Origin of the sequence: Streptomyces sp. NPDC088733 (genome assembly GCF_044751185.1) — a bacterium.
In the GTDB taxonomy this organism is placed as follows: Bacteria; Actinomycetota; Actinomycetes; order Streptomycetales; family Streptomycetaceae; genus Actinacidiphila.
Map to the genome: position 1 here is coordinate 188,817 of NZ_JBIVLH010000002.1, position 14,820 is coordinate 203,636.

15 protein-coding genes and 1 pseudogene are annotated in these 14,820 nt (G+C 71.8%); 8 read left to right on the forward strand and 8 right to left on the reverse strand.

Features of this window, described 5'->3' with window-relative positions; translation table 11 throughout:
- Positions 1–165: 165 nt before the first annotated feature.
- Genes ACIP64_RS04235 through ACIP64_RS04245 form a run of 3 tightly spaced genes read left to right on the forward strand, consistent with a single transcriptional unit; the run spans position 166 to position 2,620 of the window.
- Positions 166–1,305 (forward strand): ABC transporter ATP-binding protein, encoded by a 1,140-nt coding sequence (locus tag ACIP64_RS04235; protein ID WP_401581597.1) that lies wholly within the window; start codon positions 166–168, stop codon positions 1,303–1,305.
- Positions 1,302–1,955 (forward strand): ABC transporter permease, encoded by a 654-nt coding sequence (locus tag ACIP64_RS04240; protein WP_401581599.1) that lies wholly within the window; start codon positions 1,302–1,304, stop codon positions 1,953–1,955. The genes ACIP64_RS04235 and ACIP64_RS04240 overlap by 4 nt, the downstream gene beginning before the upstream one ends.
- Entirely contained in the window at positions 1,952–2,620 is a 669-nt protein-coding gene (locus ACIP64_RS04245) for an ABC transporter permease (RefSeq protein WP_401581601.1), read from the forward strand. Before ACIP64_RS04240 ends, ACIP64_RS04245 begins: the two co-directional genes overlap by 4 nt.
- A 70-nt stretch (positions 2,621–2,690) precedes the next feature.
- Here the strand turns inward: ACIP64_RS04245 and ACIP64_RS04250 are convergent, their stop codons facing one another.
- The 4 genes and pseudogenes from ACIP64_RS04250 to ACIP64_RS04265 form a co-directional block, all read right to left on the reverse strand.
- Entirely contained in the window at positions 2,691–3,293 is a 603-nt protein-coding gene (locus ACIP64_RS04250; RefSeq protein ID WP_401581603.1) for a GTP-binding protein, read from the reverse strand.
- Positions 3,283–3,718, reverse strand: a pseudogene (locus tag ACIP64_RS04255) (DUF742 domain-containing protein); the annotation flags it as partial. The gene ACIP64_RS04250 and the pseudogene ACIP64_RS04255, both read right to left, overlap by 11 nt.
- A gap of 37 nt (positions 3,719–3,755) precedes the next feature.
- Positions 3,756–4,217 carry a roadblock/LC7 domain-containing protein gene (locus ACIP64_RS04260; RefSeq protein ID WP_319662430.1) on the reverse strand — a complete coding sequence of 154 codons (462 nt, stop codon included), beginning with the start codon at positions 4,215–4,217 and terminating at the stop codon, positions 3,756–3,758.
- The gene (locus tag ACIP64_RS04265) at positions 4,214–6,751 is read right to left on the reverse strand and encodes an ATP-binding protein (RefSeq protein ID WP_401581604.1); all 2,538 of its coding nucleotides are present in this window, start codon (positions 6,749–6,751) and stop codon (positions 4,214–4,216) included. Before ACIP64_RS04265 ends, ACIP64_RS04260 begins: the two co-directional genes overlap by 4 nt.
- Positions 6,752–7,066: 315 nt before the next feature.
- Between ACIP64_RS04265 and ACIP64_RS04270 the strand changes: the two genes are divergently transcribed.
- Complete coding sequence (locus ACIP64_RS04270; RefSeq protein WP_401581607.1) at positions 7,067–8,029, forward strand: ABC transporter substrate-binding protein; 963 nt, start codon at positions 7,067–7,069, stop codon at positions 8,027–8,029.
- Positions 8,030–8,040: 11 nt separating this feature from the next.
- Complete coding sequence (locus ACIP64_RS04275; RefSeq protein ID WP_401581609.1) at positions 8,041–9,663, forward strand: aromatic amino acid ammonia-lyase; 1,623 nt, start codon at positions 8,041–8,043, stop codon at positions 9,661–9,663.
- Positions 9,664–9,678: 15 nt separating this feature from the next.
- Here the strand turns inward: ACIP64_RS04275 and ACIP64_RS04280 are convergent, their stop codons facing one another.
- Together ACIP64_RS04280 and ACIP64_RS04285 are read right to left on the reverse strand one after the other, a co-directional pair.
- Complete coding sequence (locus ACIP64_RS04280) at positions 9,679–10,335, reverse strand: FMN-dependent NADH-azoreductase (RefSeq protein ID WP_401581612.1); 657 nt, start codon at positions 10,333–10,335, stop codon at positions 9,679–9,681.
- A 39-nt stretch (positions 10,336–10,374) separates the two neighbouring features.
- Positions 10,375–11,100 carry a DsbA family protein gene (locus ACIP64_RS04285; RefSeq protein ID WP_401581614.1) on the reverse strand — a complete coding sequence of 242 codons (726 nt, stop codon included), beginning with the start codon at positions 11,098–11,100 and terminating at the stop codon, positions 10,375–10,377.
- 164 nt (positions 11,101–11,264) lie between these two features.
- Here ACIP64_RS04285 and ACIP64_RS04290 point away from each other — a divergent pair, with 164 nt between their 5' ends.
- Entirely contained in the window at positions 11,265–11,645 is a 381-nt protein-coding gene (locus tag ACIP64_RS04290; protein WP_401581617.1) for a winged helix-turn-helix transcriptional regulator, read from the forward strand.
- A 182-nt stretch (positions 11,646–11,827) separates the two neighbouring features.
- Positions 11,828–12,577, forward strand: a complete 750-nt coding sequence (locus ACIP64_RS04295) for a hypothetical protein (protein WP_401581618.1) — start codon at positions 11,828–11,830, stop codon at positions 12,575–12,577.
- Here the strand turns inward: ACIP64_RS04295 and ACIP64_RS04300 are convergent.
- On the reverse strand, positions 12,574–12,960 hold the full coding sequence (locus tag ACIP64_RS04300) for a hypothetical protein (protein ID WP_401581620.1): 387 nt from the start codon (positions 12,958–12,960) through the stop codon (positions 12,574–12,576). The two genes, ACIP64_RS04295 and ACIP64_RS04300, sit on opposite strands and share 4 nt — an antisense overlap.
- A 221-nt stretch (positions 12,961–13,181) precedes the next feature.
- On the opposite strand from ACIP64_RS04300, the gene ACIP64_RS04305 reads away from it, so the two are divergent.
- Positions 13,182–14,240: an MBL fold metallo-hydrolase gene (locus tag ACIP64_RS04305; RefSeq protein ID WP_401581622.1), complete on the forward strand. Its 1,059-nt coding sequence runs from the start codon at positions 13,182–13,184 to the stop codon at positions 14,238–14,240.
- A 31-nt stretch (positions 14,241–14,271) separates the two neighbouring features.
- Here ACIP64_RS04305 and ACIP64_RS04310 read toward each other — a convergent pair whose 3' ends face one another.
- Positions 14,272–14,760, reverse strand: a complete 489-nt coding sequence (locus ACIP64_RS04310; protein ID WP_401581624.1) for a MarR family winged helix-turn-helix transcriptional regulator — start codon at positions 14,758–14,760, stop codon at positions 14,272–14,274.
- Positions 14,761–14,820: the final 60 nt, after the last annotated feature.

Sequence of the window (14,820 nt, forward strand, 5' to 3'; positions counted from 1 at the left end):
CGCGGCGAAACAGCGGCGCCCCCCCCCGGGGGCATGGGCACCGCGCGCGAGGGTAACCGAGCAAAAGCGCCGCAACAATGGGCGTCTACAATCTCCCCGCAACGGCCCGCGCGTCCGTGGCCGAGAGCGGGCAGCTTCTGCCAGACCCGAAGGGTATTCGGCGTTTTGATACGGATAGAGTCAGTTACCAAGCGGTACCCGGACGGCACGGTGGCAGTCGACGGGCTCTCACTCGAGATACCGGACCGCTCCATCACCGTCCTCGTGGGACCGTCGGGCTGTGGCAAGACCACCACGCTCCGGATGATCAACCGGATGGTCGAACCCAGCGAGGGAACGATTCTCCTCGACGGCGTCGACATCCAGAAGCAGCCCGTCAACACCCTTCGCCGGTCAATGGGTTACGTCATCCAGAACGCCGGGCTGTTCCAGCACCGCACCATCCTGGACAACATCGCCACCGTTCCCCGGCTGCTCGGCTGGGACAAGCGGCGCGCACGGACGCGGGCGGCCGAGCTGATGGAGCGGGTAGGGCTCGACACCTCGCTCGCCAAGCGCTACCCGTACCAGTTGTCGGGCGGCCAGCAGCAGCGTGTCGGTGTGGCGCGGGCGCTCGCCGCGGACCCGCCGGTACTGCTGATGGACGAGCCCTTCTCCGCCGTCGACCCCGTGGTCCGCAAGGGCCTCCAGGACGAACTGCTGCGCATCCAGGAAGAGCTGGGCAAGACCATCGTCTTCGTCACCCACGACATCGACGAGGCCATCAAGCTGGGCACCACGGTCGCGGTGCTGCGCACCGGCGGCAGGCTCGCCCAGTTCGCGCCGCCCGCGGAGCTGCTGTCCGCCCCCGCCGACGCGTTCGTCGAGGACTTCCTCGGCACCGACCGCGGCATCCGCCGGCTGTCCTTCTTCTCCTCCTCCGCGCTGGAGTTGAGGACCGAGCCCGTGGTCGCCCTGGACGCCGACGCCCAGCAGATCGCCGCCCGCACCACCGCGGACGCGCCCTACCTCCTCGTAACGGACCTGGACGGCAGGCCGCTGGGCTGGAGCGAGCCCGGGCTGCTGACCGCGGGGGCGATCGATCCCGCCCGCCTCCTGCCCTACGGGCGGCCGTTCGAGCACGGCCGGGAGTCGCTGCGGGCCGCGCTCGACGGCGCCGTGCTGTCGCCGACCGGCTGGTCCGTCGGCGTGGACGGCACCGGCCGGGTCGTCGGCGTGGTCTCCCAGCAGACCATCAGCGAGGCCATCCGCGGCGCCCACGCCGGGGACCGCGCGAACCGTACCGACGCCGAGGTCGCGGGATGAGCGGCTTCTTCGACATCCCGAGCGACCTCCAGCACAGCTGGTTCGGCCTGATCGGCCTGCATCTGCGCGAGGCGCTGCTGCCGGTGCTGGCGGCGCTGTTGATCAGCCTGCCCATCGCGCAGCTCTGCGTCCGCTACCGCTGGGTCTATGCCCCCACGCTGGGTGTGACGACCGTGCTGTACGCGATCCCGTCGCTGGCCTTCTTCGTGGTGCTCATCGACTACACGGGCCAGACCGAACTGACGGTGATGATCCCGCTCGCCGTCTACAGCCTGGTCGTGCTGGTCCCGGCGATCGTCGACGGCGTCCGCTCGGTGCCGCAGGAGACCCTGGCCGCGGCCACGGCCATGGGCTTCGGCCCCGTACGCCGTTACGTCCAGGTGCAGTTGCCCATCGCGGTGCCGGCGATCATCGCCGGCCTGCGGGTGGCGGCCGTCTCCAGCATCAGCCTCGTGAGCGTCGGCATGCTGATCGGCAACCAGGGCGCGCTGGGCAACCTGCTCAACGACGCACAGATCTACCACCGGCCCGAGCTCGCGGTGAACTCCGTGGTGACGACGGCCGTGCTGGCGGTCGTGGTCGACGCGGTCCTCGTCGCCCTGCGCCTGCTGCTGACCCCCTGGATGCCGAAGGAGAGCGCGGCCCGGTGAACGTACTGCACTTCATCAACGCCTTCTTCAGCGACAGCGCCCACTGGCACGGCTACGACGGCATTCCCACCCGCGTCGTCGAGCACATCCAGTACTCCCTGGAGGCACTCGCCCTCGCCGCCGTCATCGGACTGCCGATCGGCCTGGTGACCGGCCACTACGGACGCGGCGGCAACACCTTGGCGATGACCGCCACGGCCGGCCGCGCGCTGCCCACCTTCGGCCTGCTCGTCCTGGTCGTCACCTGGCTGGGGTTCGGCCTGGGGCCGGTCATGATCCCGCTGGTCGTGCTCGCCGTGCCGCCGATCCTGGTGACCACCTACGAGGCGATCCGCACGGTCGACCCCTCGTCGGTCGACGCGGCGCGGGGCACCGGCATGGAGGAGTCGAAGATCCTCTTCCAGGTGGAACTCCCGGCCGCGCTCCCGCTGATCCTCAGCGGCCTGCGCTCGGCCGCCATCCAGATCGTCTCCACGGCCACCATCGCCGCGTACGTGGGCCTCGGCGGCCTCGGCCGGTACATCATCGACGGCCTCTACCAGCGCAACTACGAGAAGGTCGTGGGCGGCGCCACCCTGGTCGCCGTGATGGCCCTGGCCACGCTCGCGGTCTTCTGGGCGATCGCCCGGCTCACGGTGTCGCCGGGAGTGCGCCGCCCCGCCTGACGCCGGCAGCACCACACACGAACGGGCCCGGGGCGATCCTGAATCGCCCCGGGCCCGCGCGTGTCGGGGTTCAGCCGCCGGTGCGCGCCAGCGCCAGCTCCAGCACCACCAGCAGCGCGTCCCGCACCGAGCCGCGCTCGCGGGCGTCGAACACCACCACCGGGACGTGCTCGGCGACGTCCAGCGCCCAGCGGACCTCGTCCAGCGAGTGCTCGACGCGTCCGTCGAAGGCGTTGAGCGCGACGGCGAACGGGATCTGCCGGTGCTCGAAGTAGTCGACGGCCGCGTAGCAGTCGTCCAGGCGGCGGCTGTCGACGATGACGAGACCGCCGACCGCGCCCTCCACGATGTCGTCCCACATGAAGCCGAACCGCTCCTGCCCGGGCGTCCCGAACAGGTACAGCTTCAAGGTGGGGTCGATGGTGAGGCAGCCGAAGTCCATGGCCACCGTGGTCGTGGTCTTGCGCGGGGTATGGCTGAGGTCGTCCACGCCGGCCGCCACCTCGGTGATGGCGGCCTCGGTGGTCAGCGGCTCGATCTCGGAGATGGAACCGACGGCCGTGGTCTTGCCCACGCCGAAACCGCCCGCGATCACCATCTTGACCGGCAGCGGCGGTCGTACGACGGCCTGCGCGGCCGTGCCGCCACCGGTCAGCGGTTCGGTCGGTGTCACGGAGTAACCCCCCGGGAGTCGGAGACGGCCCGCAGGCCGTCGATAACCCTGCGCAGGACGGATGCGTCATGGGTGGCACCGAAGTCGGGCACATGGACCGTGAGCTGTCCCGCGGCGCGCAGGTCCTCGGCGAGGACCCGCACCACGTTCAGATGCAGCCGCAGCCGGGCCGCGAGTTCCGCGATGGACTGCGGCTGCCGGCAGGCGGCAACGATGTCGTGCTGCTCGAAGGTGAGTTCGTCCAGCGTCTTGAGTCCGGCGACGGTGGCGACCACCTGGGTCTCCACCGGAACCGGCCGGGCGGTCGCGGGTGCCACCCGGCCGGCCGTGAGGAGGAACGGGCGGACGGCAGAGGCCGGGCCGACCGGCTCGGGGACCGGAGGTGTCGCGCCGTCCTCGCCGGCCGGTGTGGGACCGTCCGCCATAAGTCGTGTCTTCCTCTCCGGACCGGGCGGCCGCCGCTCAGCGAGCCGAGGCGGCGCCGACGGTGTTCTTCAGTTCGAGCACCAGTTGCGGGCTGAGCGCGGTGCCGGCCCGGTTGGCGAACAGCGTCATCTCGTACGCGATGTTGCCGAGCTTCGCCTCCTTGTCGGTGACGACGCCGAGCACGGCGCCGCTGCCGATCGCGGAGACGATGACGTGGCCGCCCTCCAGGTCGATGATGACCTTGTTCAGACCGCCGAGGCCGTAGTTGCCGGAGGCGCCCGCGGCCAGGCTGGTGATGCCCGAGACGATGGCGGCCAGCCGCTCGGAGTGGGCGCGTTCGCGCAGCTCCGACACGGCGATGAGCAGCCCGTCGGAGGAGACCGCGATGGCGTCGACGACGCCCGCGGTCTCCGTGGCGAAACGGTTCAGCAGCCAGTTGAAGTCAGCTGCGGCGGCCTGCAGGTCGGTCGTCGGCGTGTCACCTGTCGGCGTGCTCACTGCTCGGCTCCTTCCGGGTGGTGGTTCGGGCGGTGCGCAGGAGGCGCCGCCGCGTTTCCGGGTTCGGCACCGGTGGCGGCGGTGCGGTCGTCTCCTACGAAGTGGGTGCCGGTGTCGCTGTCGCGGTGCGCGCGCTCGACCGCGGCCTCGAACTCCTCCAGCGCGGACCGCACGGCCTCGGCGTCCTCGGGCTGCGCGGGCTGCGATCCGGACGGCTGCGCGGCCGTACCGGCGGTCGTCCGCAAGGTGGCACCGCGGACCCGGCGGCGCAGGGCGGGCTGCCCGGCGGAGTCGTCGGCCGGCGTCTCCTTGCGGGGCCCGGGCACGAGCGGCCGTTTCTCGGCGGCTCCGTTCGCCTCCCTGCGCGGCACACGGCGTGGGAGCGGAGCGCCGTCACCGGTGCCGGCATCGGCGGTGCTCCGGCTCGCGGCCGCATGAGGGCCCGTGGACGGGACCAGGTCGGTGACCGGGGCCGCCACGACGGGCCTGGCGGCCGGTGTGACCGGCGAAGAAGCCGGCGCGCTCGCGGCCGGGCTCGTCGCCGGGCCTGTGGAGTCCACCGCGCTCATGCTCAGCAGCAGGGTCGCGGGGATCGCGACCTCCGCGGTCACACCGCCGCCGGGGGTACGTGACAGGGTCACCCCCACCTCCCAGCGGCGCGCCAGCGTACCCACCACGAACAGGCCGAGGACCTTCGTCGGTACGAGGTCCAGGCGCTCGCGGCGGATCAGCCGGGCGTTCTCCTCCTCGAGGCGCTCGGCGCTCATGCCGAGGCCGTGGTCGGCGACCGCGATCAGGGCGTCCCCGTCTCCGGAGCGCACCGTCACCTCGACGGGGCTGCCCGCCGGGGAGAACGAGACGGCGTTCTCCACGAGTTCCGCCACCATCAGCGTGAGGTCGCCGATGATGTCCGGCTCGACCATGGCCTCGGTCTCGGCGTAGAGCCGCACCCGCTGGTAGCCCTCGATCTGGCCGAGCGCGGCGCGCACCACGTTGGTGAGCGCGGTGGGGCCCGAGTCCAGGACGGTCTCCCGGATGCCCGCCAGCAGCATGAGGCTGTCGGCGTTGCGGCGCAGGCGGACCGCGATGTGGTCGATGGAGTAGAGCCGCTCCAGCAGGGCCGGGTCGGTCTCGCCGCGTTCGACCGCGTCGATCAGCGCGAGCTGACGCGTCGTCAGGTTACTGACCCGGCGCCCCACGTTGCCGAACATCTCGGCGACGTTGCGGCGGCTGAGCACCTGGCGCTCCAGCAGCGCGGCGGCGGTCGTCTGCACCTGGTTGAACGCCTGGGCGAGATCGCCGATCTCGTCCCGCGCCGTGACGGGCACGTCGCGCACCCGCGGCGGGCCGGCGTCCTCGGCGTCGTCGTCGGCCACGCGCGCGAGCTCGCGGCTCGTGGCGGACGAGACCCGCTGCGCGGCCGCGGTGAGCGCCTGCACGGGGCGGACCACCGACCGGCGGACCACGACCGACAGCGCCAGCCACACCAGGAAGCCGAACAGTGCCACGGCCAGCAGGAGGGCGGCCCGCCACCACGCGTCGCCGGAGGCGGTGTCGGCGGTGTCGGCGATCTGGTCGATGAGCGAGGAGGTGATCCTCAGCCGGTTCTCCGCCTGCGCCGGATAGGCCGGGTAGTCGGCCAGCGCGCCGGTGAACGCCCGGTGGACCTCGGCCGGGGTGTCCGCCTGCAGGGAGCTGGGGTCGATCTGGAGCTCGGCGTACGCCTGCGCGATCAGGCGCTGGGGCACGGTGCGCTCGATGCCCCCGAGCTCGTCGGCCTGCTGCTCGCTGGCGAACCGGGCGAAGCGGTCGGCCTGGTAGATGTACAGCTGGTAGGAGCCGACCGCGGCGTTGAACTCGATGAGGGCGTTGGCGTCACCGGTCGTCGCCGAGAACACACTTGTCTCGAAAGAGCTGTGCGCGGCGTCCGCGCGCAGCAGGGAGTCCAGCAGATTGCCGGTGAAGGTGGCCGCGAGCGCCGCGTTGCGGTCCAGGCCGAGGCCGTCGATCAGGCCCTTGGCCACGCCGGTGTAGGCGGGGTCGATGTTGTCGGCGGGCAGGTAGCTCTGCTCCACCGTCTCGCGCAGGGTGGTCAGGCCCTCGATCTCCCGCAGGGACTGCGCCTCGGATTCGGGCAGCCGGTCCCCGAAGGTCCGGCGCACCTTCTCCACCTGCGCGTCCACCGAACGCTGCGCCGTGCGGTACGCGTCGGTCGAGGGCCGCGCGCCGGGGCCGGCGGCCTCGAACCGCACCGAGAGCAGGATGGCCTGCTGGTGCTCGGCCTCCACCCGGTCGGCCAGGGTCGCCACCTGGGTGCTGTCGCGGACCAGTTGGGCCGCGGCCGCGGCGTCCCGCGCCCGCCCCACCTGGTCGGCGATGAGATAGGTGAGCAGCACGGCCACCACGGCCAGCGGGACACCCACCAGGACGTTGAGCTTGCGCCGGAAGGGCCAGCGGTCGGCGAACCCCAAGGGCCCGCCGCCCGGCGCCGGGGCAGCCGGGCGTGCGGGCTCGTCCACCTGCACCGTGGGCACCTGGCCTCCTTCAGGGGGTGTGGTCGATGGTGCGCAACGACATCGAAGCGGCCCCCGCTGACAGCTGTGGCCGATGCAACAGCGGTGAATGTATCGCGCCTTCGAAGCCGCGTTCGCCACGGCTCATGTCAAGAGTTCGTTACAAGGCAACCGTTCACTCTCCACATTTGCGCATCAAGGAGGCTAATCGGTGACCCGAGTGCTCTTGACTGGGCGGGAACCGGCTGGGTTGGATCAGGATCGTACGTGTGCCCGCACGCCGCACGGCCTGCCACAACCCAGCCCCCACCAATCGCCGAGCCCGGATCGAGAATTGTGACTTCTTACGCGAAGAGCACCAGGTCAAGCACGAGCAGCCGCAGCGTGGCCGCCCTCGCACTCGCGGCCGCCACGGCACTCGTCGCCGGGTGTTCGTCGTCCTCCGACGACAAGTCCGACAACCCGCTCTCGGAAGGCAAGCCCGGCGGCGACACCGTCGTCGTCGGCTCGAACAACTTCGCCGAGAGCATCCTGCTCGCCGACATCTACGGCGAGGCCCTCAAGGCCAAGGGCATCAACGTCACCTACAAGCCCAACATCGGCAGCCGCGAGACCACGTACGGCCTGCTCAAGAACGGCTCCATCACCGTCCTGCCCGAGTACAACGGCGCCCTGCTGGCCTACCTCGACAAGGACGCCACGCCGAAGACGGTCGAGGAGACCACGGCCGCCATCGGCGCCAAGCTCGACCCCAAGCTGACGCTGCTGGAGCCCGCGCCGGCGCAGGACAAGGACTCGGTCACGGTGAACGCGGCCACGGCCGCGAAGTACAAGCTCACCGCCGCCTCCTCGATCGCGGACCTGAAGGCCATCGCCAAGGACCTGGCCATCGGGGCCTCCCCGGAGTTCCAGACCCGGCAGCAGGGCCTGGTCGGCCTGAAGGACGTCTACGGACTGGAGTTCAAGTCCTTCAAGGCGCTGGACGCGGGCGGCCCGCTGACCGCGGCGGCGCTGACGAAGAACACCGTGCAGGTGGCGGACATCTTCACCACGGACCCGACCATCGCCAAGGAGAAGTTCGTGGTCCTCCAGGACCCGCAGAACCTCTTCGGCTTCGAGAACGTGCAGCCGCTCGTCTACAAGTCCGGGCTGGACCAGAAGGGCGTCGACGCCCTCAACGCGGTCTCCGCCAAGCTCGACACGGCCGCCCTGCTCGACCTGGACACCCAGGTGCAGTCGCAGAGCAAGGACCCGCTGGACGTGGCCCAGGCCTGGCTGAAGTCCGTCGGCCTCGGCTGACCCACGGCTCCATGGACACGACTCTGAACGGCTCGACGCGGGTGCCCCCGGATCCCGAGGGCGCCCGCGTCGAGCTGGACGGGCGTGGCCTGACCGTGCCGGACGTGGTGCGGCTGGCCGACGCCGCCGCCACGCCGGACGTACCGCCCGGCGCCCTCGACCGGGTCCTGCGCTCCTGGCAGGCGGCGGGCCGGCTCGCCGCCTCGGGACGGCTGTACGGCCGGGGGACGGGCGTGGGCGCCCACCGCTCGGTGCCGGTCACCGCCCAGGACGAGGCCGAGCACGGTCTGCGCCTGCTGCGCAGCCACGCGGGCGGCGCCGGCGCGCTGCTTCCGGCCCGCCAGGTCCGGGCGATGCTCGCGGTCCGCGCCAACCAGCTGCTCTCCGGCGGCTCCGGCATCCAGCCCGCCTTCGTCACCGGCCTCACCGACGCGCTGCGCCTGGGTGTCCACCCGGAGGTCAACGAGTACGGCGGCCTCGGCACCGGCGACCTCACCGCCCTCGCCCAGACGGGCCTCGCCCTGATCGGCGAACGCCCCTGGCTGACCGGCCGCCCCGGCGGCCAGGAACCGCAGACGGACGAGGACGCCCTCCCCGGCGATCTGCCGCCCGGGTTCCCCGTGCAGCGGCGCCACCGGAGTTCCCGGAAGCGGCCCGACGACGCGAGTCCCGCGGAGCCGTCCTCGCAACTGCCCGCGCCCGTCGTGCCCCAGCCCGGCGACGCCCTCGCGCTGCTCAGCAGCAACGCGCTCACCCTGGGCCAGGCGGCCCTCGCCTGCCACCACCTCGACCTGCTGCTCCGTGCCACGCACGCCGTCGCCGCGCTGTCGCTCGCGGCGGTCTCCGGCTCGCTGGAGGCGTACGCGCCCGAGGTGCACGCCCTGCGCCCCTATGCCGGAGTCGCCCGTGCGGCCGCCGAGGTGCGCAGGCTGCTCGGCGTGCCCGGCAGGCCGTACGGCGCCGGCCGCCGGATCCAGGACCCGTTCGGATTCCGTGCCTTCCCGCAGGCCCACGGCCCCGCCCTGGACGCCGCCGACGCCCTGCGCCGGATCGTCGAGGTCGAGATCAACGTCCCGTCCGAGAACCCCCTGATCTCCTCCGACGGCACCGCGGCCCATCATCACGGAGCCTTCTACGCCGCCCCGCTCGGGCTCGCCCTGGACGGGCTGAACCTGGCCGTGCTGCAGACGGCGCAGCTGTCCACCGCCCGGCTGACCGCCCTCGGCCGACCCGACCTCACCGGCCTGCCCGGCTTCCTGGCCACGGGGCCGGCCAGCAGTTCGGGCGCGATGATCCTGGAGTACACCGCCAACTCGGCCCTGGCGGAGCTGCGCTCCTGCGCGACGCCCGCGTCGGCCGGCCACGCGGTGCTCTCGCACGGTCTGGAGGAGGCCGCGAGCTTCGCCTCCCAGGCCGCCCGGCAGTCGCTGCGCGCCGGGGACGCGTACACCACGGTGCTGGCCTGCGAACTCGTCACCGCGGTACGGGCGCTGCGGCTGCACCCGGCGCCGCCGGCCGCGCTTCCCGCGTTCACCGTGGCCGACGCCGTGCTCCCGGCCGGGACCGAGGACCGGCCGCTGACGGCGGACGTGACGGCCGCGGCCGCACTGCTGCCGGTGCTCGCCGGGCTGTGAGGGCGGAACACGTCGTCACCCGGAACGGGGCAGCCCGGACCGTCCGGTGATCTCCGCGGCCTGCCGGCGTGCCTGCGCATGCGCCTCCTCCAGTGAGGCACGGTGCTGCGGGAGCAGGTGCCGGAGCGCGTCCATGGTGCGGGCGTAGGTGAGTTCGGGTGTGAGGGAACGGACGTCCAGGGCCAGGAGGTTCGGGTCGCCGAGCACCGTCCGCAGCGCCGGGACGAGGAAGTCCTTGCCGTGCTGGGGCGCGCCGGGGCCGTAGCCGCCGCCCCGGGCGGAGACGACGACGGCGGGGCGGCCGGCGCTGCGGGCGCCGCCGGCCACGCCGATCGTCCTGCCGACGATCATGATCTGGTCGAGCCAGGCCTTGAAGACCGACGGCATGGAGTAGTTGTAGAGCGGCACGGCGAAGAGGTAGGCCTCCGCGCCGAGGAACTCCTCGACCAGTTCGTCCTGGAGGAGCGCGGCGGCCTTCTGCTCGGGTGTGTGCTCGTCGGCGGGGGTGGTGCGGGCCGTGATGCCGGCCGCGTCCAAGTGGCCGACCGGGGTGAGCGCGAGGTCGCGGCGGACCACGTCGCCGCCCCAGGCGGCGGTGAAGGAGTCGGCGACCTGGCGGGAGACGGAGGCGTCCCCGGAGTCGGAGGCGTCGATACGCAGCAGGTAGGACATGGTGGTGGCTCTTTCGTACGGAGAGATGGATGGGCGAGGTCAGGGCACGGGACGGTGCGGGGGGACGGCGCATCCGTCCGGGCCGCACGCGTCGCCGGCCGCACCGAGGACCTCCAGCGGCCGTGGCGCGGGGTGGGCCGCCTCCCAGGCCCGTTCCATCGCCGCCAGCAGCGCTTCGGTGCCGACGGCGCCGGGGACGGCGTGCGTGCCGCCCAGCGTGATGAAGGGCATACCGCGGGCGCCCAGGCGCTCGGCCGCGCGCTGGTCGGCGGCCACCCGGGCCCGGTAGCGCCGTTCGTCCAGCACCTGGGCGGCCTCGGCGCGGTCCAGCCCGGTCCCGGCGGCGAAGTCGAGCACTTGGCTCTTGGTCCACAGCTCGCGGCGCGCCCCGAAGTGGGCGCGGAACATCGCCGTCCACACCTCGCTGCCGCGGCCCTGTTCCGTGGCGAGGGCGAGGAGTTCATGGGCGTAGTCGGTCGGTCCCAGCGTCCGGTCCAGCGCGTGGTAGGGATCGAGCCCCTCTGCGTGAGCGGCACCCTCGATCGACGCGAAGATCCGCTGCGCTGCCCGCTCGGGGACGTTGTGCTGCCTCAGCAGCTGCCGCTGGGAGACGCCCTCCCGGGGCAGGTCGGGGTGGAGCTGGAACGACCGGTGGACGACCTGGACCTCCCCGGCGTGCTCGAAACGCTCCAATGCCAGCCGCAGGCGGTGGTCCATCAGCCCGCAGTAGGGGCAGACGATGTCCGACCAGAACTCGATCCTCATGGTGGGCTCCTCCCGAAACTCACTATCTGTTCGTAGCCCCACTGTGGATTAGGATGACAAGCGATACAAAAGGCACATCCATGTGCGTGGACCACCGCGGAGAGGCGGCTGACGTGGGAACCGGCGGCGAGCTCCGGCAGGGGCGCACGAATGTACGGGCGAACGTGCGGCGCGTACCGGGCCCGTGTGCCCGCTGGGACGACCAGGACGCCGACTTCATCCGCGAAGTGCTCGACCTGGTGGGCGACAAGTGGAGTGTGCTGATCATCGGCACGCTCTCCGACGGACCGGTGCGCTACTCCGAGCTCGCCCACGCCATCCCCGGCATCTCCCAGCGCATGCTCACGCTCACCCTCAAGCAGCTCCAGCGCAGCGGTCTGGTCGACCGCACCGCGTACGCCGAGGTCCCACCCCGCGTCGAGTACTCCTTGACCGATCTCGGCAGCTCACTGCTGTCCACGGTGCTGGAACTGGCGGCCTGGTCCGCCGACAGGCACGCGGAGATCCGGCGGCACCAGAACGCGTTCGACACGGGCAACGCATAGGCGTCGGCGGGTCGGCGTTCCCTCACGCCACTTGCGGTGACGGAATATCACACGACCCTCACGCATCCACCCTGACTCGGCCGGGCATATCTACAGATAACTCATCAGATTCGGCACCTTCGGCTGGTTCCACCGCCCCGCGCTCCGCGCACGCGGCGGCTGCCACTGGGAGGGGTGGGCATGTGGGCATCGTTCACGTGATCTTGGCCGTCCTGGCCCTTCTCCTCATAGGCGTCGGGTGGCGGCTGCTCCGGTATCCCGGCGGCTGGCACTTCGCGTTCTCCGGAAACCACGACAAGCACAGGGACGGCCTGAACCGCGAGCGGCGGGCCGTTCGCGAACTGCGCAACAAGGCCCGGCGGGAACTGGCCGTCGCGGAGGCCCAGGTGGCCCGCGCCGAACAGGCTCACCGGAAACGCATCAGCGACGCCGAGCGGCGGCTGAAGGGCCTGCGCCGGCAGGGCCAGGGCGCCTTGCTCGCGACACTGGGGCATCTGTCCCTGCACGAACACGTGATGGTGATCTCCGGGACGGGGACGAAAGTCCTGCCACTGGGCGGCACGCAGGTGCAGTTCGAGCGCAGCGACATCGGCCGCCACATCTACCTCAGGCGCCCGGACGGCGTGCACTTGGAGTCCTACGCCGTCGACCAGCACAGCGAGGACAGCGTGCGGCGCTTCAGCGTGCGCATCGAGAACCAGGTCGCCAAGGAGAACCGCTTCCTCACGGAACGCGCCGCGTCGATCAAGAAGGCCGAGGACGAGCTCAAGGAGGCGCGGGCCGACACCCTGCCCGCCGAGCGGGCCCGCCGGCATCTGGGCGTGGTGACCGCACGCCAGAGCCGCGACAGGGCACTCGACGACGCGCTCGACCGGCTCGAGACCGCCCGCGACCAGTGGCAGGCCCTCACCGGCCGGCGTCCTCCGCGTTAGGGCGTCCCCTTCGGATCATCTGATTGCTCTACTCCTGGACGTGCCGTTCGGCCTCCAGCATCCGGTGAGGGCGAGTCGCATCGGGCAGCGAGGGTGACCTCGGCGGTCCATGACCAAGGCTCCCGGGGCGGCTCCCAGCTCACCTCGACGTGGGTGTCGTGGAAATCGCGCGCGAGTTCCGTCACCATCGCCGCCGCCGCAGACCGCGCGTCTCGTGGGTCGGTGTCGATCGGCACGTCCAGCCGTCCGCAGAGCATTCCGCTTTCGGTGAGGACACTGGTGCGCCAGCCCTTTGACGTCGCCAGGAGGACGATCCCCTTCGGAATGCCCCAGGCCGCCCGCTTCTTCTCCTTCTTGCGTCCCGCCATGTCGCCATCCAACATCGTCGGGGTCGTGGTGATGACTCTGGGTGGAGGATGAACTCCGCGACGCGGTTCGGTGCCTGTCTCGCACAGCAGGCTGAATCGTTCTGGACGCATCGTCGAATCGCTCAGGGGCCGCACTGGCAGGGGCCGACGCGTTCCGCCGCACACGCCACCCCGCACGGCCGCGGAGGCCGCGTCGGCGCACCATGGGAGTGACGAGCCGAAAGAAGGCTGATCACATGTGTCATTCCCCGGGCAGCCCCTCCGAGGTGGCCGGCGCCACCCCCCGCCCCGCCCACGGGCCCGCGGTGGACCCGATGCGTCTCGAACCGGTCGACGAAGTCGAGATCACCATCCTGGTCGACAACGTCTACGACGCGCTCCTGACCGGGGATGATGACACACGGCGCCCTTCCCTTGCCGTCGGTGTCGAGGCGGCGCCGCACTTCGAGGAGGGCCGCACCTTCGTCGGGCTCACCGCCGAGCACGGCTTCTCCGCCCTCGTCACGACCAAGCGGCTCGGGCACGCCAGCACCCTGCTGTTCGACACCGGGCTCTCGCCGACAGCGATGGTCGGCAACGCCGACCGGCTCGGGGTGCGCCTGGACGAACTGCACGCGGTGGTCCTGAGCCACGGCCACTTCGACCACGCCGGGGGCCTGGCGGGGCTCGCCGCCCGCCTGCGCTCGGCCATGCCCATGATCGTGCACCCCGAGGCATGGACCCACCGCCGCACGGTCGCGCCGGGTGGGCAGATCCTGCCGTTCCCCACCGTCAGCAAGAAGGCCCTGCGCGAGGAGGGCTTCGATGTCATCGAGCGGCGCGTGCCCTCGCTCCTGCTCGACGACAGCGTCCTGATCACCGGCGAGGTCGACCGGACCACGGAGTTCGAACGGGGCATGCCGCCGGGCCACCAGGCGTGGACCGGCGACGGCTGGACGCACGACGCCAAGATCATCGACGATCAGGCGCTCGTGGTGCACCTCCGCGGCCGCGGGCTGGTGGTCCTGACCGGCTGCGGCCACGCCGGCGCGGTCAACATCGTCCGGCACGCACAGCGGCTCACCGGGGTCGAGCGTCTGCACGCCCTGGTCGGCGGCCTGCACCTGAGCGGTCCGGCCTTCGAACCGGTCATCGGGCCGACGATCAGCGCGCTGACACAGCTGGCGCCCGGGCTCGTGGTCCCCGGCCACTGCACCGGCTGGCGCGCGCAGCACGCGCTCGCCGCCGCGCTTCCCGCCGCCTGGTCCCAGAGCTCGTCCGGCACCTCGTTCCATCTCGCCGGCGCCGCCGCATGACCCTCGCTCCGGCTGGGCCGCGCAGCAGGCCTCAGGAGGCCCCGGGCGAATCGTTCCCGGGCGCGTCCAGCCGTCCGCGCAGCGCCTTCGCGATCTCACCGGCGGCGGCCAGCTGCTGCGCCGTGAGGGGGTCGACGAACAGTTCCCGGACGGCCTTGAGGTGCGGGAGCGTGGCCCGCCGGAAGCCCTGGGCGCCCTCGGCGGTGAGCACGACCTCGGCGCCCCGGTTGTCGGTGGCGCACTCCACGCGCCGGATCAGCCCGCGGCGTTCCATGCGTCCGAGGTGGTGCGACAGGCGGCTGCGTTCCCAGCCGACGGCGGTGGCCAGTTCGGAGGAGCGCAGTTGGTGCCCCTCCGCCTCCTGCAGTGCCAGGAGCACCGCGTAGTCGCCGGTGGACAGTCCGGAATCACCCTGGAGCCGTGACGCCAGCTCCGAGCGGAGCCGTTCGGTCGTCTCGACGAAGTCGCGCCAGATCCGCAGTTCTTCGGTGGTGGGCAACCGCCCGTGTCGCCGTTCCATGCCGACCGCCCCTCTGTTTGACATGTCAATCATATCGATGCATGCTTGACACGTCAATCA